Origin of the sequence: Vibrio kagoshimensis, from assembly GCF_050337535.1 — a bacterium.
GTDB lineage: Bacteria > Pseudomonadota > Gammaproteobacteria > Enterobacterales > Vibrionaceae > Vibrio > Vibrio gallaecicus.
In genome coordinates this window covers 91,762-114,177 of the sequence record NZ_JAKJSZ010000007.1, presented here as the reverse complement: position 1 = coordinate 114,177, position 22,416 = coordinate 91,762, and the positions used below count along the sequence as shown (strand labels likewise).

14 protein-coding genes are annotated in these 22,416 nt (G+C 42.7%); 6 read left to right on the top strand and 8 right to left on the bottom strand.

All coding sequences use genetic code 11. The features are described 5' to 3' along the window. Window positions 1-104 precede the first annotated feature (104 nt). The 6 genes from secA (at window position 105) to L4C37_RS08000 (ending at window position 10,111) form a co-directional block, all read left to right on the top strand. Window positions 105-2,840 (top strand): preprotein translocase subunit SecA, encoded by a 2,736-nt coding sequence (secA, locus tag L4C37_RS08025; protein WP_429768301.1) that lies wholly within the window; start codon window positions 105-107, stop codon window positions 2,838-2,840. 95 nt (window positions 2,841-2,935) lie between these two features. Then, entirely contained in the window at window positions 2,936-3,334 is a 399-nt protein-coding gene (gene mutT / locus L4C37_RS08020) for an 8-oxo-dGTP diphosphatase MutT (RefSeq protein WP_137374504.1), read from the top strand. An 88-nt stretch (window positions 3,335-3,422) separates the two neighbouring features. After that, the gene (dapB, locus tag L4C37_RS08015) at window positions 3,423-4,247 is read left to right on the top strand and encodes a 4-hydroxy-tetrahydrodipicolinate reductase (RefSeq protein WP_273293505.1); all 825 of its coding nucleotides are present in this window, start codon (window positions 3,423-3,425) and stop codon (window positions 4,245-4,247) included. 502 nt (window positions 4,248-4,749) lie between these two features. Beyond that, window positions 4,750-5,889, top strand: coding sequence for a glutamine-hydrolyzing carbamoyl-phosphate synthase small subunit (carA, locus tag L4C37_RS08010; protein ID WP_137374506.1), 1,140 nt, complete (start codon window positions 4,750-4,752; stop codon window positions 5,887-5,889). Window positions 5,890-5,905: 16 nt separating this feature from the next. After that, the gene (carB, locus tag L4C37_RS08005) at window positions 5,906-9,136 is read left to right on the top strand and encodes a carbamoyl-phosphate synthase large subunit (protein WP_137374507.1); all 3,231 of its coding nucleotides are present in this window, start codon (window positions 5,906-5,908) and stop codon (window positions 9,134-9,136) included. A 195-nt stretch (window positions 9,137-9,331) separates the two neighbouring features. After that, the gene (locus L4C37_RS08000) at window positions 9,332-10,111 is read left to right on the top strand and encodes a TSUP family transporter (protein WP_429768300.1); all 780 of its coding nucleotides are present in this window, start codon (window positions 9,332-9,334) and stop codon (window positions 10,109-10,111) included. On the opposite strand, the gene L4C37_RS07995 is transcribed toward L4C37_RS08000, so the two are convergent. The 8 genes from L4C37_RS07995 to L4C37_RS07960 form a co-directional block, all read right to left on the bottom strand. Further along, window positions 10,062-10,907, bottom strand: coding sequence for a LysR family transcriptional regulator (locus L4C37_RS07995; RefSeq protein WP_273293564.1), 846 nt, complete (start codon window positions 10,905-10,907; stop codon window positions 10,062-10,064). The genes L4C37_RS08000 and L4C37_RS07995 overlap by 50 nt on opposite strands. A 207-nt stretch (window positions 10,908-11,114) precedes the next feature. After that, window positions 11,115-11,732, bottom strand: coding sequence for a TRIC cation channel family protein (locus L4C37_RS07990; protein WP_137374510.1), 618 nt, complete (start codon window positions 11,730-11,732; stop codon window positions 11,115-11,117). 71 nt (window positions 11,733-11,803) lie between these two features. After that, complete coding sequence (gene btuF / locus L4C37_RS07985; protein ID WP_429768358.1) at window positions 11,804-12,625, bottom strand: vitamin B12 ABC transporter substrate-binding protein BtuF; 822 nt, start codon at window positions 12,623-12,625, stop codon at window positions 11,804-11,806. A 25-nt stretch (window positions 12,626-12,650) separates the two neighbouring features. Further along, on the bottom strand, window positions 12,651-13,604 hold the full coding sequence (locus L4C37_RS07980) for a cobalamin biosynthesis family protein (protein ID WP_273293562.1): 954 nt from the start codon (window positions 13,602-13,604) through the stop codon (window positions 12,651-12,653). Window positions 13,605-13,615: 11 nt separating this feature from the next. Further along, the gene (gene mtnN / locus L4C37_RS07975; protein WP_137374512.1) at window positions 13,616-14,326 is read right to left on the bottom strand and encodes a 5'-methylthioadenosine/S-adenosylhomocysteine nucleosidase; all 711 of its coding nucleotides are present in this window, start codon (window positions 14,324-14,326) and stop codon (window positions 13,616-13,618) included. A 132-nt stretch (window positions 14,327-14,458) separates the two neighbouring features. Continuing rightward, a complete protein-coding gene (locus tag L4C37_RS07970) occupies window positions 14,459-14,887 on the bottom strand; it encodes a DUF1499 domain-containing protein (protein WP_429768299.1) in 429 nt (142 codons plus the stop codon). Window positions 14,888-14,994: 107 nt separating this feature from the next. Continuing rightward, window positions 14,995-16,755 carry a diflavin oxidoreductase gene (locus L4C37_RS07965; protein WP_429768298.1) on the bottom strand — a complete coding sequence of 587 codons (1,761 nt, stop codon included), beginning with the start codon at window positions 16,753-16,755 and terminating at the stop codon, window positions 14,995-14,997. 30 nt (window positions 16,756-16,785) lie between these two features. Further along, complete coding sequence (locus tag L4C37_RS07960; RefSeq protein WP_429768297.1) at window positions 16,786-22,233, bottom strand: glutamate synthase-related protein; 5,448 nt, start codon at window positions 22,231-22,233, stop codon at window positions 16,786-16,788. Window positions 22,234-22,416: the final 183 nt, after the last annotated feature.

Genomic DNA, 22,416 nt, shown 5'->3' with positions numbered 1-22,416 from the left:
AGTTATAGATCCTACTCTATGCTAATAACTGGTTAACCACTGGTAGAGACAAACGGCATTTAACCAGATCGTACTCGGTCTGAGAACGAAGAGATTCCTAGCACATGATTACTAAGCTGCTGACAAAGGTAATTGGCAGTCGCAATGATAGAACACTGCGCCGCCTTAAAAAAATCGTAAAAGAAATTAATAACTACGAGCCAACATTTGAAGCTCTATCTGATGAAGAGTTGAAGAATAAAACCGTTGAATTTAGAGCTCGTATTGAAAAAGGTGAAAGCCTAGATCAGCTACTCCCAGAAGCATTCGCAACAGTACGTGAAGCATCTAAACGTGTATATGGCATGCGTCATTTTGACATGCAACTTGTTGGTGGCATGGTACTTAACGCTGGTCAAATTGCAGAGATGCGTACTGGTGAAGGTAAAACGTTAACAGCAACTCTTCCTGCTTATTTGAATGCATTACCAAGTAAAGGTGTTCACGTTGTTACAGTGAATGACTACCTAGCTAAGCGTGATGCGGAAACAAACCGCCCATTATTTGAATTTTTAGGTATGACGGTTGGTGTCAATGTTCCAAACATGCCGCCACCGGAAAAAAAAGAAGCGTACTTAGCTGATATTCTATACGGAACAAATAATGAATTTGGTTTCGATTACCTACGTGACAACATGGCTTTCCGAGCGGAAGATCGAGTTCAGCGTGAGCGCTTCTTCGCTGTAGTCGATGAAGTGGATTCTATCTTAATTGATGAAGCTCGTACTCCTCTGATCATTTCAGGACCTGCTGAAGATAGCTCTGAACATTACACTCGTATCAATACTTTGATCCCTCACCTTGAGCGTCAAGATAAAGAAGATTCTGAAGAGTACCGTGGCGATGGTCACTACACTATGGATGAAAAATCTAAGCAAGTTCATCTGACTGAAACTGGTCAAGAGTTTGTTGAAGAATTGATGGTGGAAAATGGCTTAATGGAAGAAGGTGATACATTGTATTCACCAGCTAATATTAGCTTACTACATCACGTCAATGCTGCTTTACGTGCTCATGTACTTTTTGAAAAAGACGTCGATTACATCGTTACTGAAGAAGGCGAAGTAGTTATCGTTGATGAACATACTGGTCGTACAATGCCAGGACGTCGTTGGTCTGAAGGTCTACATCAAGCTGTAGAAGCTAAAGAAGGTGTGAAGATCCAGAATGAGAACCAAACGCTAGCATCGATCACCTTCCAGAACTTCTTCCGCTTGTACGAAAAACTGTCAGGTATGACAGGTACAGCAGATACAGAAGCATTTGAATTTCAGTCTATCTACGGTTTAGAAACGGTAGTTATTCCAACGAACCGTCCAATGGTACGTGATGACATGCCCGATGTTGTATATCGTACCGAAGAAGATAAATTTAATGCGATCATTGAAGATATCAAAGAGCGTGTTGAAAAAGGACAACCGAGCTTAGTTGGTACTGTTTCTATTGAAAAATCAGAACTACTTTCTAATGCGCTTAAGAAAGCTAAAATTAAGCATAATGTACTGAATGCAAAATTCCATGAAATGGAAGCAGAAATCGTTGCACAAGCTGGTACACCAGGTGCAGTAACGATCGCAACTAACATGGCAGGTCGTGGTACTGATATCGTGTTAGGTGGTAGTTGGCAGTCTGAAGTGGATAAGTTAGAAAATCCAACGAAAGAACAGATTGATCAGATTAAAGCTGACTGGAAAGTTGTACACGATAAAGTATTAGAGTCAGGTGGTTTACATATCATTGGTACTGAGCGTCATGAATCTCGCCGTATTGATAACCAGCTACGTGGTCGTTCTGGTCGTCAAGGTGACGCAGGTTCTTCACGTTTTTACTTATCTATGGAAGATTCATTACTCCGTATTTTCACTTCAGATCGTATGGCTGGTCTTATCCAAAGCGGTATGGATGAAGGTGAAGCGATTGAAAGCCGTATGCTTTCGCGTTCTATTGAAAAAGCGCAGCGTAAGGTTGAAGGTCGTAACTTTGATATCCGTAAGCAGCTGCTAGAATATGATGATGTAGCAAATGACCAACGTAAAGTGGTTTACGAGCTGCGTGATGAACTAATGAGTGCTGATGACATCAGCGATATGATCGAGCAGAACCGTTTTGATGTGTTTACAGCAATTCTTGATGAATACATCCCGCCACAATCTTTAGAAGATATGTGGGATATTCAAGGTCTACAAGAACGCTTGAAGAATGATTTTGATTTAGATTTCTCGATTCAAACTTGGTTAGATGAAGACGATAAGCTTTATGAAGAAGCTTTACGTGAAAAGATTCTAGCGACTGCGGTTGAAGTATATAAAGAGAAAGAACAGATTGTTGGTGCACAAGTTTTACGTAACTTCGAAAAATCAGTGATGCTACAAACGTTAGATGGGCTTTGGAAAGAACACTTGGCTGCGATGGATCACTTGCGTCAAGGTATCCACTTACGTGGTTATGCTCAAAAGAACCCGAAACAAGAGTATAAGCGTGAGTCTTTTGAACTATTTGAAGGCTTATTAGATGCTCTGAAAACAGATGTGGTTACTATTCTTTCAAAAGTTCGAGTTCAGCAACAAGAAGAAGTTGAGAAGATGGAAGCCCAGCGTCAAGCTCAGGCTGAAGAAGCGGCTCGCCGTGCTCAAGCTCAACATGCTTCAGCTCAAAATCAGCTATCAGATGGCACGAGCGAAGAAGCTGCTGATGGTTCACACCAGCCAGTTGTTCGTGATGAGCGTAAAGTTGGTCGTAATGAACCATGTCCATGTGGAAGTGGTAAAAAATTCAAGCAATGCCACGGTCAAATTAACTAATTAGAACCGTATTTATTTGTATGAAATAGAAAGAGTCGCTTAGGCGGCTCTTTTTTTAACCAAAATTAAGTTAAGTTGTTTAAGTAGAGGCATAAATGAAACGAATTCATATAGTTGCAGGGATTATATTCAATTCTGATAAATCGGAAGTGTTTATAACGAAGCGCCCAGATAACCTTCATAAAGGAGGGTTCTGGGAGTTTCCCGGAGGAAAAGTTGAAGCCGGCGAGAGTATTGAACAAGCAATGGGGCGTGAGCTAGATGAAGAGATCGGTATATCTGTCACAGCTCAATCATTATTCGAACATTTAGAATTTGATTACCCTGAAAAATCATTGAAGTTTGATTTTATCCTGGTGACAGAGTTCGAAAATGAGCCTTATGGGAAAGAAGGTCAACAAGGAAAGTGGGTTAAGATTTTGGATTTAGCTTCTTATTCTTTCCCTGAAGCAAATGTTCCTATTTTAGAAAGAGTTGTAAAAGAGTTCTCTTAATGACTAGCCTATGGTTACGAATGTTGTTAATTTAATTGAATCGTGAATACAAAAATGTTTGTTACTTTTAACAGTCATTAAAACAAATATGGAGATAGATGCAGTGGTAAGAATTGCAATTGCAGGAGCAGCTGGTCGCATGGGGCGCAATTTAGTTAAGGCAACCCATCAAAACCCTAATGCAAGCGTAGGCTCTGGTTCTGAGCGCCCAGAGTCGTCATTGGTTGGTGTCGATGTTGGCGAACTCTGTGGAGAAGGGCACTTCAATGTAGCTCTTGTTGACGATCTATCTAAAGCAATAACAGATTTTGATGTAATTGTTGATTTTACTGCACCAGTTAGTACTTTGGCTAATATTGAACTGTGCAAACAGCATGGTAAGAAGTTAATTATTGGTACGACAGGTTTTTCTGAAGAAGAAAAGCAAATAATTGATTCTGCGGCTAAAGAGATCTCAATTGTTATGGCTCCAAACTACAGCGTTGGAGTAAATCTAGTATTTAAGTTACTAGAAAAAGCAGCGAAAGTGATGGGCGACTATAGCGATGTGGAAATTGTAGAAGCGCATCACCGTCATAAAGTTGATGCGCCGTCTGGTACTGCTATTGGTATGGGGGAAGCGATAGCTGGAGCTATGGGTAATAACTTGAACGATGTAGCTGTTTGGTCTCGTGAAGGTATTACTGGTGAGCGAACTAAAGATGAAATCGGTTTTGCGACGATCCGTGCGGGCGATATTATCGGTGAGCATACTGCAATGTTTGCTGATATTGGTGAGCGAGTGGAGATCACTCATAAAGCAACAGACCGAATGACTTTTGCTAATGGGGCAATCAAGGCGGCAGTTTGGTTAAACGACAAACCCGCAGGTTTTTATACCATGACAGATGTCCTTGGTTTAAATGACCTATAAATAGATATTTATGCGCTGGCAATTGCCGGCGCTTTCTTTATTCACTGTATTTACCTTAATAGTTTCCCTTTCTTAATCTTCAATTTATTCTCTTTTCCCAGCTTGTTCAGCTTGCTTTTACTGTTTCTTTTATTTGTTTGGTTGTTATTTTTGATTGAAGCCCTTAAATGTCTGTATTTATCTTGGTATTTATCGATTGCTTTTTTTGGATGTTATTTTTACCGCTCGATAACGAGAGGAAATTAGGGGTTAAAATTATAAAATCGTAATCTTCGTATTAAAAGAGCCATAAAGTTAGACTTTTGAAGGTTTGGAGGGGGAAATTGAATTAGTTATTACAAATGTTTAATTTCTTTCTCGTTAAATGTTGACACATATCACGCAGATCACTAAAATACCGCCAATTTGTCTAATTTCCATAAACACGCAGTTATGGGTGTTGCAGGAAGGTAGATTTGCAAATTAAATCAATTTTAATGCATTTTTATTTCTGGAGGTTGTCTTGAAGAAGTCAGCACTGCTTGTCCTAGAAGATGGGACAGTATTTCACGGTGAAGCCATCGGCGCGGTCGGTTCTGCAGTTGGTGAAGTCGTTTTTAATACCTCGATGACGGGGTACCAAGAAATCCTCACTGATCCTTCCTATTCTCAACAAATCGTTACCCTTACTTATCCTCACATTGGCAATACCGGAACCAATTCCGAAGATGAAGAATCCTCTTCAATCCATGCTCAAGGCCTTGTGATTCGCGATCTCCCTCTAATCGCTTCTAACTTCCGTAATGAACAATCTCTTTCTGATTATCTAAAGTCGCAAAACGTTATTGGTATTGCTGACATAGATACTCGTAAGTTGACGCGTATTTTACGAGAGAAAGGCGCGCAAAACGGTTGTATCGTAGCGGGTAACAATTTAGATGAAGCTTTGGCTCTAGCTAAAGCAAAAGAATTCCCTGGCCTGAAAGGTATGGACCTTGCGAAAGAAGTTACAACAAAAGAAGCGTATCAATGGAAACAAGGTTCGTGGACGCTTACGGGTGGACTTCCTGAAGCGAAAGCAGACTCTGAATTGCCATACCACGTTGTTGCTTATGACTTCGGTGCAAAACGAAATATCTTACGAATGCTTGTTGACCGCGGCTGCCGCCTAACGGTTGTTCCTGCTGAAACTTCAGCAGAAGAAGTACTCGCTCTAAACCCTGACGGCGTTTTCCTTTCAAATGGTCCTGGTGACCCAGAACCATGTACTTACGCGATTGAAGCAACAAAAGTGTTCCTAGAAAAAGGTTTACCAATCTTTGGTATCTGTCTAGGTCACCAGATTCTTGCTCTTGCGTCAGGCGCTAAAACAGTGAAGATGAAGTTTGGCCACCACGGTGCAAACCACCCGGTTAAAGACTTAGATCGTGATGTTGTGATGATTACTTCACAAAACCACGGCTTCGCTGCTGACGAAGATACGCTTCCAGAGACATTACGAGCGACTCATAAGTCTCTATTTGATGGTTCTCTACAAGGTATCCACCGTACAGATAAACCAGCATTTAGCTTCCAAGGTCACCCAGAAGCAAGCCCAGGTCCAGAAGATGCGGCGCCGCTATTCGACCACTTCATTGAATTAATTAAACAGCACACAGCGTAATCCGGAGTAGTAGATAATGCCAAAACGTACTGACATTAAAAGTGTTCTAATTCTAGGTGCTGGTCCGATTGTTATCGGTCAAGCATGTGAGTTTGATTACTCTGGTGCTCAAGCTTGTAAAGCACTTCGCGAAGAAGGTTACCGAGTTATTCTTGTAAACTCGAACCCAGCGACAATCATGACTGACCCAGACATGGCTGATGCGACTTACATCGAACCTATCCAATGGGAAGTGGTTCGTAACATCATCGCTAAAGAGAAGCCAGATGCAGTTCTACCGACAATGGGCGGCCAAACTGCACTTAACTGTGCGTTAGATTTAGAAAAATACGGTGTACTTGAAGAGTTCGGCGTAGAGATGATTGGCGCAACCGCTGACGCTATCGATAAAGCAGAAGACCGCTCTCGTTTTGATAAAGCAATGAAAGCTATTGGTCTTGAGTGTCCAACGGCTGATACAGCGAAAACGATGGAAGAAGCTTACAAAGTTCAAGAAATGGTTGGTTTCCCTTGTATCATTCGTCCATCGTTTACGATGGGTGGTACAGGCGGTGGTATCGCTTATAACAAAGAAGAATTTGAAGAAATCTGTCGTCGTGGTTTGGACTTGTCTCCAACCAACGAACTTCTAATCGATGAGTCACTTATCGGTTGGAAAGAGTACGAGATGGAAGTGGTTCGTGACAAAAACGACAACTGCATCATTGTATGTGCGATTGAAAACTTCGACCCGATGGGTATTCACACTGGTGACTCAATCACAGTGGCTCCGGCTCAAACGCTGACAGACAAAGAATACCAACTAATGCGTAACGCATCTCTAGCAGTATTGCGTGAGATTGGTGTTGAAACGGGTGGCTCAAACGTACAGTTTGGTATCAACCCGAAAGATGGCCGTATGGTTATCATCGAGATGAACCCACGTGTATCTCGTTCTTCTGCACTTGCTTCTAAAGCAACAGGTTTCCCAATCGCTAAGATTGCAGCGAAACTGGCTGTTGGCTTTACGCTAGACGAGCTAATGAATGACATCACTGGCGGCGCAACGCCAGCATCATTCGAACCAACAATCGACTACGTAGTAACTAAGATTCCTCGTTTTAACTTCGAGAAATTTGCAGGTGCAAACGACCGTCTAACGACTCAAATGAAGTCGGTTGGTGAAGTTATGGCTATCGGCCGTAACCAACAAGAATCTCTACAGAAAGCACTTCGCGGTCTAGAAGTTGGCGCAACTGGTTTTGACGAAATGGTTGACCTAGATGCACCTGATGCTCTAACGACGATTCGCCATGAGCTTAAAGAAGCTGGTTCTGACCGTATTTGGTACATCGCAGATGCTTTCCGTGCAGGTATGTCAGTTGATGGTGTATTCAACCTAACGCAAATTGACCGCTGGTTCCTAGTTCAAATTGAAGACATCGTAAAACTAGAGCAAGAACTTAAAGCGAAAGGCTTTGCTGGTCTGAATAAAGACGAGCTAATGAAGCTTAAGCGTAAAGGTTTTGCTGATGCTCGCCTGTCTAAGATTCTAGGTGTGGCTGAAAGTGAAATTCGTCGTCTACGTGACCAATACGATATTCACCCAGTCTACAAGCGTGTAGATACGTGTGCGGCTGAGTTCTCTTCTGATACGGCTTACATGTACTCATCTTACGATGACGAATGTGAATCTAACCCAACAGATAAAGAAAAAATCATGATCTTAGGCGGCGGTCCAAACCGTATCGGCCAAGGTATTGAATTCGATTACTGTTGTGTACATGCATCTCTAGCATTACGTGAAGATGGCTACGAAACAATCATGGTTAACTGTAACCCTGAGACAGTTTCGACAGACTACGATACGTCTGACCGTCTGTACTTTGAACCAGTAACTCTGGAAGACGTACTAGCAATCGTTCGTGTTGAGAAGCCAAAAGGCGTTATCGTTCAGTACGGTGGTCAAACACCACTGAAACTGGCTCGTGAGCTTGAAGCTGCTGGCGTACCAATCATTGGTACTAGCCCAGACGCAATCGACCGTGCAGAAGACCGTGAGCGTTTCCAAGTTGCTGTTGACCGTCTTGGCCTTCTACAACCAGAAAACGCGACAGTAACAACAATGGAGCAAGCGGTAGAGAAATCTCGCGAAATCGGCTTCCCATTGGTTGTTCGTCCTTCTTATGTTCTTGGTGGTCGTGCGATGGAAATCGTATATGACGAGCAAGACTTACGTCGCTACTTCAACGAAGCGGTAAGCGTTTCAAATGAATCTCCAGTACTACTTGATAGCTTCCTTGACGATGCTGTTGAAGTAGATGTTGATGCAATTTGTGACGGTGAACGCGTTGTTATTGCGGGTATCATGGAGCATATCGAACAAGCGGGTGTTCACTCTGGTGACTCAGCATGTTCTTTGCCTGCTTACACGCTAAGTCAAGAAATCCAAGACGTAATGCGTGAGCAAGTTGAAAAGCTAGCGTTTGAGTTGGGTGTTCGTGGTCTAATGAATACGCAGTTTGCTGTTAAGAACAACGAAGTGTACCTAATCGAGGTTAACCCTCGTGCAGCACGTACAGTACCGTTCGTATCGAAAGCAACAGGCGCAGCTGTCGCTAAGATTGCAGCACGTGTTATGGCGGGTCAATCTCTAGAGTCTCAAGGCTTTACGAAAGAAATTATCCCACCATACTACTCAGTGAAAGAAGTTGTTCTGCCGTTCAACAAATTCCCTGGTGTTGACCCACTATTAGGCCCAGAAATGCGCTCTACTGGTGAAGTTATGGGTGTTGGTGCAACGTTTGCTGAAGCATATTCTAAAGCTGAATTGGGTTGTGGCAATATTTACCCAGAAGGTGGTCGTGCACTTCTTTCTGTTCGTGAAGGCGATAAAGAACGTGTTGTTGACCTAGCTTCTAAGCTATCTAAGCTTGGTTACCAGCTAGACGCAACTCACGGTACTGCTGTTATCCTTGGCGAAGCGGGCATCAACCCTCGTCTAGTAAACAAAGTACACGAAGGTCGTCCTCATATTCTTGACCGTATCAAGAACAACGAGTACACGTACATCGTGAACACTGCAGCTGGCCGTCAAGCGATTGAAGATTCAAAAGTTCTTCGTCGTGGTGCACTTGCTGAGAAAGTTAACTACACGACTACGCTAAACGCTGCATTCGCGACTTGTATGGCGCACACTGCAGACGCGAAGACGTCAGTAACTTCGGTTCAAGAGCTACACGCTCAGGTTAAAGCTTCTCAAGCTTAATCGCCTAAAGTGTATCGCTGTTAAACGGATATAAATGTTCAAAGCCCACTCTTCGGAGTGGGCTTTTTTATGTCTGTTATCTTGCTTGAGTTAAATGATGAATATTTAGAATAGGTTAGAATCTTGTGTTTCGTTATTGATCGCCTGTCGTGAGTGGTAACTTGTCGCTATACGGGAATGTAAGGTGTTGGGTATATGGAAATCACTCTTGAAATATTGGTTATTTTGTTTGTTGTCGCAACGGCAGCTGGCTTTATTGATGCAATGGCTGGCGGCGGTGGGTTAATCACTTTACCGGCATTGCTAGCGGCAGGAGTACCACCAACGCAAGCACTGGCAACCAACAAACTCCAAAGCTCATTTGGCAGCTTCTCAGCAAGTTGGTATTTCGTGAGTAATGGTATTGTCAGCATTAAGGAGATGCGCCTCGCTATCTTTTGTACCTTTATAGGATCTGCAATTGGTGCTGAGTTAGTTCAGCACATTGATGCGAGTTTACTGACTAGCGTGATCCCACTTCTGCTTATTGCTATTTCTCTCTATTTCTTATTAGCGCCACAAACCAAAGCGTCTGAAGGAAAAGCAAAGATCTCCGAGGCGATCTTTGCTTTGTGTGTTGGTGGCGGTGTTGGTTTCTATGATGGATTTTTTGGTCCAGGAACTGGTTCCATTTTCACTGTTTGCTTTGTCGCGATAGGTCATTTTTCATTAGTCGATGCTACGGCGCGAACTAAGGTGCTTAATTTCACCTCGAATATCGCCGCTTTAATCTTCTTTATCTTGGCTGGCTTACCAATTTGGGAGTTAGGGTTAGTGATGGCGGTTGGCGGTTTTATGGGGGCTCAGCTCGGCGCTAAAGTGGTGGTGACAAAAGGGCAAAAATGGATTCGTCCCCTTGTGATCGTGATGTCGATGCTAATGGCGTCTAAACTGCTTTGGGAACAGCATCAACAATGGTTTCTATCAGTATTTTAACTCGTGGAGACTGGTAGCTATTCGGTCTTACACAGATATGAATTGGTCGAATCAGCCCCTTTAATTCGGGAAAGCTATACAAATATTGAGGCTCAATATTAAGTGTCTTGACGATCGATAGCGGGATTAAAGCCGGACCTGTCCCACCCAACGCAAGTTGAGCGGCTGCTGTATAGGCATCCATCTCCATCAGGGGTTTAATACCAAACCTTTCTAATACAGACAGCTGATAAGAGTTCGCGGGGTTAGTCATATCGTTAGTGATGATTTTGGGTGGAAGCTTCACTAGCGGCGCCTTACTCACTATGTAGAACGGTTCATCAAACAGATGGAATGTCATCAATCCATGATGTGGTGGCAATAGGCCAGCACACAACCCTAAAGTCGCTTTGCCCGATTGTACTCGTTCTATAATTCTAGGAGTGTGATTGGTGGTGATAGTGATGTATTTATCTTGTTGGATAAATTGCCCCATCATCGCACCTAAATAACCAGCGATCAGCGATTTAGAACTATCTAAGGTGATGAGAGTGGTATCTTCCAATTCTTGCTGTTCATAAATAAGCCCACGAAGCTCATTGAATGTAGGACCAATACTCTCGATTAATGCAATCGCAGCTGGTGTTAGTTTTATCTGCCGGCCGTTCGGTTCTATGAGCTTTTTTCCTAGTTTCTTTTCTAGGTTAGCAATTCGTTTGCTAACTGCTGATTGGCTGATATAAAGCAAACTGCCAGTGCGGCTCATGGTTTTTGCTTTACTTAAAACCAATAGAGTTTCGATTCCTTCGAGTAGCATTAGGCTGTATTCATGAAAGTTGGGAATGATTGTTTCAACTTACCTTAAACACTATCCATTCTCTAGATTTGAAACTAAAGCTTTGAACTAAGTTAGGCATTTTTTATTAGACTAGAAAAGAGTAACAAAGAAAGCAAAAGGCTTGTGGCGAAGGTCGTAGATTAAAAAGGCTCCTATGCGGAGCACTTTTTTATTTTTACCGATAGCCTATTTGATGGCAAAAGTCGGTAATGATAAGTGCCATCGAATGGCACCAAGCCTAATCAACAATGTTGAGAATACACCGGCTAAAAATGCGGTTTCTGAATCGTGCCCCATACTAATTGCCATAGTATGGAAAACGCCACCAATGATACAAGCGGTCGCGTAGACTTCACTTCTTAGAATCATTGGGACTTCACGAGCAAGCACGTCACGGATAATACCGCCACCACAGCCAGTGATTACACCCATGATGATAGCCACTAATGCTGAATCTTGATAGGAGAGGGCTTTCTCAACACCAATACCAACAAAAACCGCAAGCCCTATGGCGTCACTGACTGGCAGAATCCACCATGCTAAACGTTTAGGGCGTCTAACAATTATCATGGTTATGAGGCATGTTGTTAGAATTACCCAAAGGTAAGTGGTGTCTGTTATCCAAAAAACAGGAGTAGCACCCAGTGCCATATCGCGAATAGTGCCACCGCCGATAGCAGTTACACTTCCTAATACAGCGACACCAAATGGGTCCATTTTTAGCCGACCAGCTAAAATTACGCCAGATATAGCGAAAATAGCAGTGCCAAATAAATCAATAAAGTAAAGCAGCATGGAGTCCATGATACTAGCGCTCTTATAAAAGTTGTGGGAACAGGTAGAGCGCGAATTGTACGAAAATTTTCAGGAAAAAGTTAGCGATTTTGGCGAGCTTTATCAAAGTAATCGCACACTTGCCCGATAGCTTTTAAAGTTCGGTCTGTTGGGCGGTTAATCCAGTCTGAATTAAGGGACCAAATTTGATTTTTACTGATTGCTGGAATTTCATTTTTCCACCCTTCCCACATATTCCCATTCTCTATGGCATGTTGGGAGGTGAATATGACTTCTGGCTTGTTGATTACCACTTGTTCAATACTTACTTGAGGGTAGGGTGAGCCGCTAGATTCAAAAATGTTTTCACCTCCGCAAAAATCAAATACCTCACTAGGCCAATTACCTTTTGCTACCGTGATAATTGGTTTCTCACTGAGCTGATAGAAATAGCGAACAGGTTCTGCATTTTGGTATTTTTCTTTTAGAGATTGAATGCTATTTCGGTAGTTTTGAGCGTTTTTTTCCCCAATCTCAGGGTTACTTGCATATTGGCTTAACTGTTCAATATTATTAGCTATGTTATCGAGTGTTTTTGTTTTTGAATAATAAATTTCAAAACCAAATTGTTCGAGTTTTGCCAATTCTCTAGGCGGGTTCCCAGCAGGCCAAGCCAAAATAAGATCAGGTTGTAGGGCGATTATTTTTTCGACTTTAATGCCTTGGTAGTTAGCTACTTTCTCTAATCTAGCTGCTTCTTCGGGATAATCACTATGCTCACTCACGGCAATTAATTTATCACCAAGACCAGCAGCGTAGGCAAGCTCAGTTGCATGCGGGGCAAGGCTAATAACTCGCTGAGCGGGTTTTATATCACTGGCTGCAAAAGAGGGAGTAGAGAGGTTTAGTGTAAATATGGAAATGACTAATACAAGGTGGAAATTCAATTTAAATGCCTTGATGGATAACGAGTAAAATGATGCTTTGAATAAAAACCCAAGCCATGATTCTCCAAGCGAGTAATTTCTGGAGTTGGGATAAATGTAAAGCTGATGGGGCGATACGACCACCTAACTTTGCACGTACAGCCTTGGTGTCGTTATAGATTGCAGGCCCGCCGAGTGACAGTTCTAATTTATTACCTGCTGCAGTGATTAACCAAGCAGGTCCTGGCAGTGGCCATGATTTACTTTGAGTCAGCATAGAGCTAAAGGTATGGCTAGCTTTTGAGCCAAATACAATCATCAGAGCAAATAGACGTAAGGGAATAAAATCTAAAACGGCAACTACTTTCGTTACTGTCAGTCCAAAAGGAGAAAACTGACGTCGACTTGGTGACCAAGCTCTCGCAAGCTCTGCTGTGAGTCGATACATTAATGCTGCAATACCACCACCGATGGCATACCAGAAAAGAACGCAGATAACATTTCGACCATAACCCATAATGATGGTTTCAGCCCCTGCTTTGCCTAACCCTAAAACAGATAGGGTCTCTGTTTGACGGTTAACAATGGGTGCCAATAGACCGCGAGCTTTGTTTTTGTCTTGTTTTCCTAATGCTCTGATGAGTTGATTAGCCAATTTTTCATTATTTCGCCAATCTATAGCAAGCAGCAGTAAGGCGAGTTCAAAAAATTGTGGTTGCCACATTAGCGGTTTGAGTGCGATTAAAGTAATCAAAGCAGGAAAGCACATGAGCAGCCACGCCAAAGAACCTGACAATAAGCTTTGTGAGTAACTTTGGTTAGTATTCACTTTGCTAGCCAACAGCTCCGCAAACTTATGCCAAAGAGTCGCGGGATGTGCAGCATGTGGGATAGGTAAAATAAGATGAAATAGCAGTGCTCCCCACATCACGAGGAGCACTCCATTTGCAAATACTTGGTCAAACAGTGTTTGCATTGTGTCGGTGCTTACTTAAGAAGTTCAACCATCTTCAGAACCATCTCTGAAGAACTTTGAGCCGCAAGAGGTAAGAATTCTTCAAAACTCATTGGAGACTCTTTATCTGCAACATCAGAAATTGCACGTACTACAACAAATGGTACTTGGAATTGATGACAAACTTGAGCAATAGCAGATGCTTCCATTTCAACTGCGATAACAGAAGGGAAGTGCTTGCGGATAAACTCTTGGCGTTCAGGTGTGCAGACAAAGGCATCTCCAGTACAAATCAAACCACGAACGGCATGAACATTTTTGCCTTCAGAAAGAGAGATTTGAGCTAGGGCTTTTTCAGCTACGGCCATTAATTTTTCGTCTGCTTTGAATGCAGCGGGTTGACCTGCCATTTGACCAATTTCGTAGCCGAACGCGGTTACATCTGCATCGTGGTGGCGAACTTCTGTTGAGATAACCACATCGCCTAAGTTTAGGCTAGAGTCAAAACCACCAGCAGAGCCTGAGTTGATGACAACATCAGGTTGGTACTCACTTAATAAGATAGACGTACCTACAGCGGCCGCTACTTTACCAATACCAGATTGTAGCAATACAACGTCAACACCATTTAGCTGTCCAGAAAAGAAAGTACAACCACCTTTGTTTACTTCGTTCATGTCAGTAATAGCTGCTTTTAGGATCGCAACTTCTTGTTCCATTGCGCCAATGATGCCGATTTTCATGTGTAATCTCTTTAAAATAGTAGAACAGTAGACCGAAATTGTAGCATGGAAAAGAAGCGGCTAGCGACTGCTCAAAGTACTTCTCGATGACATTCAATCTTATTGTCTTGGTAAGTGAAGGATAAGGTCGACCTACTTAATTAGCTTTGCGACTTTTAATGACTCTCTAAGCTGCTCTGCACGTTTTCGGTTTACACCAAAATCTGAGTGACCTGTGCGAGACTCAGAGCGAACAAGAAGCTCTCCATCTACTATCTTTAACTCTAGATCATCGACAAAGCGCATAATTAAACTGGTGCATTCAATGCGTAAATAATCGCCCGTTTTTTCTGCTGTTTTTGATCTCGGTATAGCAAGAGATACTGTTTCAATTTGATCTAATGTAGCGGTTTCAGAAAGAGTAAATGTAGCCAAAGAATGCTGTTCACGATTGTCTTGCGTTGAAACGCAGTTTGGTTTGTCACCACAAGGTGATGAGGTTCTATCTGTCATTGTTGTTACCCCTTGACTACATGCCGTTAATCCTAAAAGAGTGATGGTTAGGAGAGCGATTTTTTTCATGTCTTTTGTCATATTAATACCCACTGTTTTTATTATGATTTGTTATTTACAGTAAAAAGGATCCAATATTTGGATCCTTTTTAGTTTAGGTCAAGGTTTTAGTTCAATTAATAAACATCACGAACATAACGTTTTTGTTTTTTTAGCTTGCTTATGTATTCTTTGGTTTCTTCTTGGTTGAATTGACCATGTGTAGATATGATGTCATGTAACGCTTTATCAACGTCTTTCGCCATATAATATGCGTCACCACATACAAAAAAGTAACCGCCTCGTTCAAGCCATGCAAACAGTTCAGCTCCGTTATCTCGCATCTTATCTTGGACGTAAACCTTCTCAGCTTGATCTCTAGAGAAAGCTAGATCTAAACGAGTTAAAACCCCTTTAGATTGCAGCACCTCGATTTCTTCTTGGTATATGTAATCAGTGGCGCTATTACGATCTCCAAAAATCAGCCAGTTATCACCAGGGGAAGCCTGTATTTCCCGCTCTTCTAAGAAAGCTCTAAACGGTGCTATGCCTGTCCCGGGTCCAACCATAATCATTGGTGCTTTGTCGTCTTCTGGAACCGCAAAGTTTTTATTTGGCGCAAAGTAGCACGGTACTTTTCCACCTTCGTTAACCAGGTCTGCCAGCCAACTTGAGCAGGTACCATTGTAACTGCGATCCTCATTTTGATAACGAACGCTACCAATCGTTAGGTGCACTTCATCTTTGTTTTTGTTCAAGCTTGAAGAAATTGAATACGCTCTTGGAGCGATAGGCTTGAGCAATGACAATACTTCAGCCAGTGAAAGCGTAACATTGGGGTAGTGACGTAAAATATCTAATGTGTCTTTGCCCCATAAAAAATCATTCAAAGCTGAAGTGTCTTCGTTGGCGATCATCTCTATTAGCTTATGATCACTAGCTGCTTCAGCCATCGCTTTTACAAACTCTTTAGAAGGGGTTCTAATATCCAAGTACTGGGTAAAGATTTCTTTTAGACTGTGATTTTCACCATTCCAAGATGGCTTTTCGTTACCGCTAAATTTTAAATGTTCAAGAAATGCTGAAACCAGATCGGGTTGGTTTTCAGGGATAACATTTAGAGCGTCACCTGGCTTATAAAACTCACCAGATCCTTCAAGTGATAGTTCATAGTGAACAATCTCTTTGCTGGAGCCTTCTTGGCTTAGAACGCGTTTATGTTTGAGTGTGGCTTGTAGTGGATTCTTGCGTCCAAACTTTGATTTTTGTTTTTGAGGAGATGGCGCACCTTGAGGAGAAGTTGCACCGTCATCACCTTTGTCAGCAATGATTGGTAATGTGGCAATCATCCATTCTTCAGCAAGCTGTTCAAAATCAATATCACAGTCGACTCGAGAGGTAACGCGATTTGCTCCAAGTTGTTCTAGGCGCTCATCCCATAATTTACCTGCAAGGCAGAATTCATCGTAGCTTGTATCGCCTAAAGCTAGAATTGAATAGAAGGTCCCCTCTAGTTTAGGAGCATTTTCATTGTCCATCGTCTGCCATAGGCTTTCTGCGTTGTCTGGCATCTCACCTTCACCATAGGTACTGGTGATGATTAAAATGCGAGATGATTTCACAAAAATTTGAGCATCAACATCGTCCATATCGAAGACGTTGGCTGTCATTCCATATTCTTTAGCTTTTTCTGCAGTATCGTAAGCTACGCTTTCTGCATTACCCGTTTGTGAACCATATAAAATGGTTAACGCCTTAACTTGGGGCTTGGATTCCGCGTGGACAACGGATTCTTCTTTGACTAATAAACGAGAATGTAAACCCGAAAAGAAGCCCGCCAGCCATGTCTTCTGGTCTTCATTAAATGGTATATCTTGTGGCAAATGAGGTACTTTCATTGTTCTTCCTATTTAAGATACTGCCTTTCCTTAGGCTGTTTGGGCTTCTTTATTTTGTTCAATTTCAAATCGAATAACATCAGCAAAGGCGTGACAATATTGAGTCGCTAAGCGTTGGTTAAGTGGCTCTATATCACTCATCTGCTTGTTGATTTCTATTTCACGAGCGATGATCCATACAGCAGTACCACGTGAGTGAGTGTCCCAGACATCACGTCTTGTAAGAGACGCTTTGTAGTCTTGAACTCGCTTATGGGCAAGCAGCACTGATAGCTCGTCATCTTTATAATTTGAAATAGCTTCCTTTACATCTTTCAATATGGAATCCAGAAGCTTTTTGTCTTTAAGCTCGAACATACGCTTTATGAGTCGGTTTTGTTCTGATGCTTCATTATTACCCTGTGCTTGCACCAGCTGATGAGCTCGATGTAACACACCGCTTTGTGCTAAAAGATCACAGATGAGTGAACTATCCATTTCACCATATTGAGGGCTTAAGCCATTTGATAGTGATGTAGCATCACGATAGGCAAAATGAATGTTTTCCATTAGGCGACTCGCTTCACCGTGAATCAGCTCTTCGAGCATTTTTTTACGGGGGTGGGCAGCAAGAATACTTTCTGGGTGTTGGCTTTGAACGAGCGCTAAAGGAAGAACCAAAGTAAATAAAGTTCTGCTGGTTGCCCAATCTGACAAGATTTGTTGTGCTTTGAGAGAGCCGGTAAAGCGAATGTGTTGCTCTAAGTGCCATTTCAGCGCATCTTCATAGCCAGGACTATGCTCAATTAGCGGTAATGTCATCACTGAATCTTTGCTGCAGCTCGCTGCAAATTTTCCATTTATGTCATATTGGTAGCTCACACCACCAGACATACCATTACCAAAACCTTTCCCATAGCCGCCTAAATTGATTACAGAACCGTTCGTCATGTATTCACAACAGAAGTCACCGACGCCTTCGACTACTGCGACAGCCCCTGAGTTACGAACTGCGAATCGGTCTCCTGCTTCGCCCTCAATGAAGGTTTGACCGCCTGTCGCTCCAAATAAAGCGAAGTTACCAATAAGAACGTTGTTGCCCGCAGAAAGAGCATTGTTACTTGGTGAGCGAACAACAATATGACCACCACTTGAACCTTTACCGACACCATCATTACAGGTTCCAGTATGCTCCATGACTAAGCCGCTATTGTTGAAAGCGGCATAGCTTTGGCCCGCGCTACCATGACTTTTTACGACGACAGACTCGGAATCAAGATAACGTCTACCGTTGCTTGCATGCTTAACGGAAGGGTGGTTTGTAGCAATACCTTTATAGTTTAGGTTGCGCTCAATATCGATAGATAGCTGGCCACCTGTCGATTTGTTACGGTTGTTGAGCTTACCTGCATCTAAAACAATGTTCTGCTGCTCTGTTTCAAAGTAGTCATTGAGCAGTGATTCAATCAGTGCATCATCAGGTGTAAAGTCAGCTTCTAAATAAACGGGTTTCTCAATTTTCACCTCGTTAACTTCACGCAACAATCCCGTGACATTAAGGCGTCCGACAATGCTGTGGTGGTTAGCTAGGTGAAGTAATTCAGTTTTTCCACGAATCTCTCTTAGGCTTGAGTATCCAAGTTTAGCGAGGTATTCACGGACTTCATGAGCAACATTTAAGAAGTACTGAGCAAGCGCTCGTGGATCACCTTGATAAAGTTCAGGGTTAGTTGTTAATCCAGCAGGGCATTTGACGTTACAGTTTTTAGCCATCACACATTTCAACATCATGAGGGCTGTGGTACCAAACTCGAATGAGTCCCCACCCATGATAGCTGACTTAATAACATCAATACCTGTTTGGTGCGCATTGGAGCAGCGTAGCGTTACTTTTTCTCGAAGCCCATTTTCACTTAAGGCTTGGTGCACTTCAGATATACCAATTTCAGCTGCTCGACCTGTATTTTTCAAACTAGTAACTGCAGCAGCACCCGTACCACCAGTGTTACCCGCGACGTTGATTACATCAGCTCCGGCTTTAGCTACCCCAACAGCAATGGTACCAATACCTTCAGAAGACACGAGCTTGACGATAACTTTGACTCGCGCAGCTTTCGCATCGTGAATCAGTTGCCCCAAATCTTCGATAGAATAAGTATCGTGATGTGGGGGAGGGCTGACTAGTTCTACCCCAGGTGTTCCGCCACGTGCGGCTGCAATTTCTACGGTTACTTTTGGGGAAGGCAGTTGACCACCTTCTCCTGGTTTTGCACCTTGAGCTATCTTTATTTCGATTTCTTCAAGTAAAGGATCGGCTAGGTAGCCGACCCAAACACCAAATCGACCAGAAGCAAACTGTTTGATCTTACTGGCTTTGATCGAGTTAAACCGAGAAGAGTGCTCGCCCCCTTCTCCGGAGTTGCTCATTGCACCAGCTATGTTGGTACCTTGCGCGACAGCTTGGTGAGCGTTGGAGTTAAGTGCGCCATGGCTCATTGCGCCAGAAGCGAATGTTGGAGTGATTTTGTGCGCTGGAGCAACATCACTCAACTCGATAGGTGCTCTAGCAGCTTTTACTCGACTTAGAAAACGTGAAAGATCTGGTTTGGCATCCACAAAAAGAACGTTGCCTTCTAACCAGATTTTATTGATCGTATTGACCCACGTTGTTTCTATTGCAATTTTGAGTGCGTTGATATTCTCAGGCTTATGTAATTCAAGAGAAAAAACATGAGTGTCACTAGAGTGTGGTGTGACGTTTAAGCCTGACCATAGGTAGCCGATATTCCCTTCAAAATGGAATCGATCTAGCAAGTGAGAAAACTCATTAGCGCTTTGAATGGCACCAAAATCTAAAGGTAACAATAGGATATCGCGAAGTGCTGCCGGGCGAGTTTCCCGTTCTTTATAAAGGCTTTGAGAGAAAGAGCGGTACGATGGTGTAACTGTAAACGCATCAATTTGAGCTGGCGTTAATTTTTCATAGCCAGACTCTTTGTAGGCAATATCTGCATTGGTCACGACCGCTGATTCTAACGCTTGTTCCGCTTGTTCTTGATCGATGTAACGAACGGTCTCTTGAGTCATGTTTATGTACTCACGAACCGCAGTATTACCAAAACTGTGACCAGCTCCATCTTGACGTTCTTTAAACAAACCTAAGAGTGGGATCTGATTTTCTTCGTTAATCGCAAGAGCCTTAAAGTGCCATTTGGCATTACTCCATGCCAAATCTTCAAATTGAGCACCACCCACCGGTGAGCTAATGTTTGGAAAATACGCTTTTAAGTTGTCTGAATCAGTATCAAGGAAGTTCGATTCAAAGAACTCGCCTCCGATGTAGCTTTCTGCAGTACAAAGACCAAACTTACCCATGGTCTTCATTAGCGATTTTTCACATGCTTTCTTGAAGTTTGCTAATCCGACTTCGACCGATTGATTCTTGGATAGTGTCATTGCTCGGTGATGTACTGAAATCGGACATACCGCAGAGACACCAAAACCGAGGATACACGCAATATCGTGGCTACTAGCAGCCTGTCCAGTTTGGTAGATCACGCTGGCGTCAAAACGTAGCCCTTGCTTGATCAATCGCTGGTTTATTGTTGTTGCCACAAGGATTGCGGGTAACGCTGCTTTGTCTTTCGCGATATTTTTATCACTTAAAACAATGATGCTGTGACCAGCTCGTACAGCAGCTTCAACATCATCAGAAAGTTGTGATAAGGACTCTTTCACTCTTTCAGTATTGCCTTCTCTACTGTTGAGAGTAGGCGTAAATAGGGCGTCAAAATTCGCAATAGATATGTGTTTTTGTGCCAGTATTTGCTCTAACTGTTGCGGTAATACAATCGGAGATTGCAAAACTAGCTGGGTGTTGTCTGTCGAGCTAAAGTTTGGCTTCGCACCTAAAGCGACCCTTAACGTCATACCGTCAGACTCTCTTAATGAGTCTAAAGGAGGGTTGGTGACTTGAGCAAAACGTTGACTAAAGTATTTGGACATTCCCCCTTCTTCGTCAGTTAAAACGTTAGGAGCAAGACCAAAGCCCATTGCGGTAATCTTTTCCGCACCAGTCTCAATCATTGGGTCTAAAAAGAATTTGAAGCTTTCTTGGTTTAATGAATAAGCGACATGGCGGCTGTAAGAACTGAAGGTTTTGTTTTCAGTAATTTGTTCTAAAGTACTAGGCTCAAGATCATCCAACGTTATTCTTGCTGACTCTAGTAGGGCAGTGTAGTTGCGCTCTTTAGCTAAGGTTTCAAGCACTTCTTTTGTTTCATAACTCTGCCCTGTCGCATGATCAAAGTAGATCATGCCACCCGCTTGAATTCGACCAAATCGAGTAACTTGATCGGCAGGGAAGTCTATTTGACCAGCTTCACTCATTACTGCGAGATATCGCTCTGTTTCTACAGTACGTAGAGGACGTAGACCAAGGCGATCCAGCCTAGCGCCTACCTTGACTCCATCAGAGAAGATCAGAGCAGCAGGTCCATCGTTTTTCTCTTCTGAAAGGCTGAAATATTCCAGCATTGCTTTAACTTCAGAGGAAAGATTTTCATCGTTTTCCCAAGCTGGTGGCATCATTGCTAGCACGGCTGTGACGATGTCCAGTTCATCTTCAACAACGCGTCTAGCTAAGGTTTGATCAAGTCGAGCCGAGTCAGATTGTCCTTTAGGAAAAATCACCTTTTTGTGCTGCTGACGAGCAATTGCATCTTCGCTTAAACGGTTTTTCTTGTCGGTGTTGAGTTCGCCATTGTGCGCCATTCTTCGGAAAGGCTGTGCCATCATAGTGGCTGGAGCGGTATTGGTTGAAAAGCGAGTATGGAAAAATAGCGTTGTAATTTGATGGTCAGAATGACTTAAATCTTTAAAGTAAGGTACGACTTCCCAAGAATTGAGACGACCTTTATAAACCTGAGTCTTTGAACTCATAGAGAGTGGATAAAAGCCATTCAGCTTATCGTCCGTGAAGCCAATAGATTCAAGCTCACTCAATGCTAAATTGATATCTAGTTCAAAGGCTTCTGGGGATCGACCTTCACGATCATTGATAAATACGGTTTGTTGTATCGCTTGCTGTACTTTTTGAGAGGCTTGGTTAATCGCTTTATTTGATACAGGGACTTCTCGCCAGAGTGCGATGGCTAAGTCGAATTTAGCCAACGTACGTTCAATGAGTTGTTTGGCGGCGTCAAATTCTAATTGGTTAAAAGGGAAAAAAAAGTTAGCGACACCAAAATCACCTTTACTCAATTGATCTTGAGAAAGTAAGACTTGGTAGAAATTGACGGATAAGTCGATATTGACCCCTGCACCATCTCCAATCCCTTCAGCATTCATGCCGCCACGGTGTGGGATAGTACATAAAGCTTGATGAGCAAGTGCGAGTAAATCGTGAGTTTGTTCACCACTTTTATCTGTGATGAATCCTACCCCACAACTCGAGTGCTCATGCTCGCGATCATACAGCGAGCGATATTCCTGATTCATTCGATCATTTCCTTGATTGCTTGCAGTCTAGACTGCGGGTTCCTTTGGCTTGTATCACTACAGTGCCGAATCCTTCAGCTTTTTATTTAAGAACGATTCCTATTCACTCTTAAAGCGATCTCAATAATTATCATGGCATTTCTTGGTTGGCAAGTTTATTTATCATGGTTCATCACCTATATT

Coding starts and splice junctions, on each gene's coding strand:
- secA (WP_429768301.1), top strand. CDS start 105: ATGATTACTAAGCTGCTGACAAAGGTAATTGGCAGTCGCAATGATAGA.
- mutT (WP_137374504.1), top strand. CDS start 2,936: ATGAAACGAATTCATATAGTTGCAGGGATTATATTCAATTCTGATAAA.
- dapB (WP_273293505.1), top strand. CDS start 3,423: ATGGAGATAGATGCAGTGGTAAGAATTGCAATTGCAGGAGCAGCTGGT.
- carB (WP_137374507.1), top strand. CDS start 5,906: ATGCCAAAACGTACTGACATTAAAAGTGTTCTAATTCTAGGTGCTGGT.
- L4C37_RS08000 (WP_429768300.1), top strand. CDS start 9,332: ATGGAAATCACTCTTGAAATATTGGTTATTTTGTTTGTTGTCGCAACG.
- L4C37_RS07995 (WP_273293564.1), bottom strand. CDS start 10,907: ATGCTACTCGAAGGAATCGAAACTCTATTGGTTTTAAGTAAAGCAAAA.
- L4C37_RS07990 (WP_137374510.1), bottom strand. CDS start 11,732: ATGGACTCCATGCTGCTTTACTTTATTGATTTATTTGGCACTGCTATT.
- L4C37_RS07980 (WP_273293562.1), bottom strand. CDS start 13,604: ATGCAAACACTGTTTGACCAAGTATTTGCAAATGGAGTGCTCCTCGTG.
- mtnN (WP_137374512.1), bottom strand. CDS start 14,326: ATGAAAATCGGCATCATTGGCGCAATGGAACAAGAAGTTGCGATCCTA.
- L4C37_RS07970 (WP_429768299.1), bottom strand. CDS start 14,887: ATGAAAAAAATCGCTCTCCTAACCATCACTCTTTTAGGATTAACGGCA.
- L4C37_RS07965 (WP_429768298.1), bottom strand. CDS start 16,755: ATGAAAGTACCTCATTTGCCACAAGATATACCATTTAATGAAGACCAG.
- L4C37_RS07960 (WP_429768297.1), bottom strand. CDS start 22,233: ATGAATCAGGAATATCGCTCGCTGTATGATCGCGAGCATGAGCACTCG.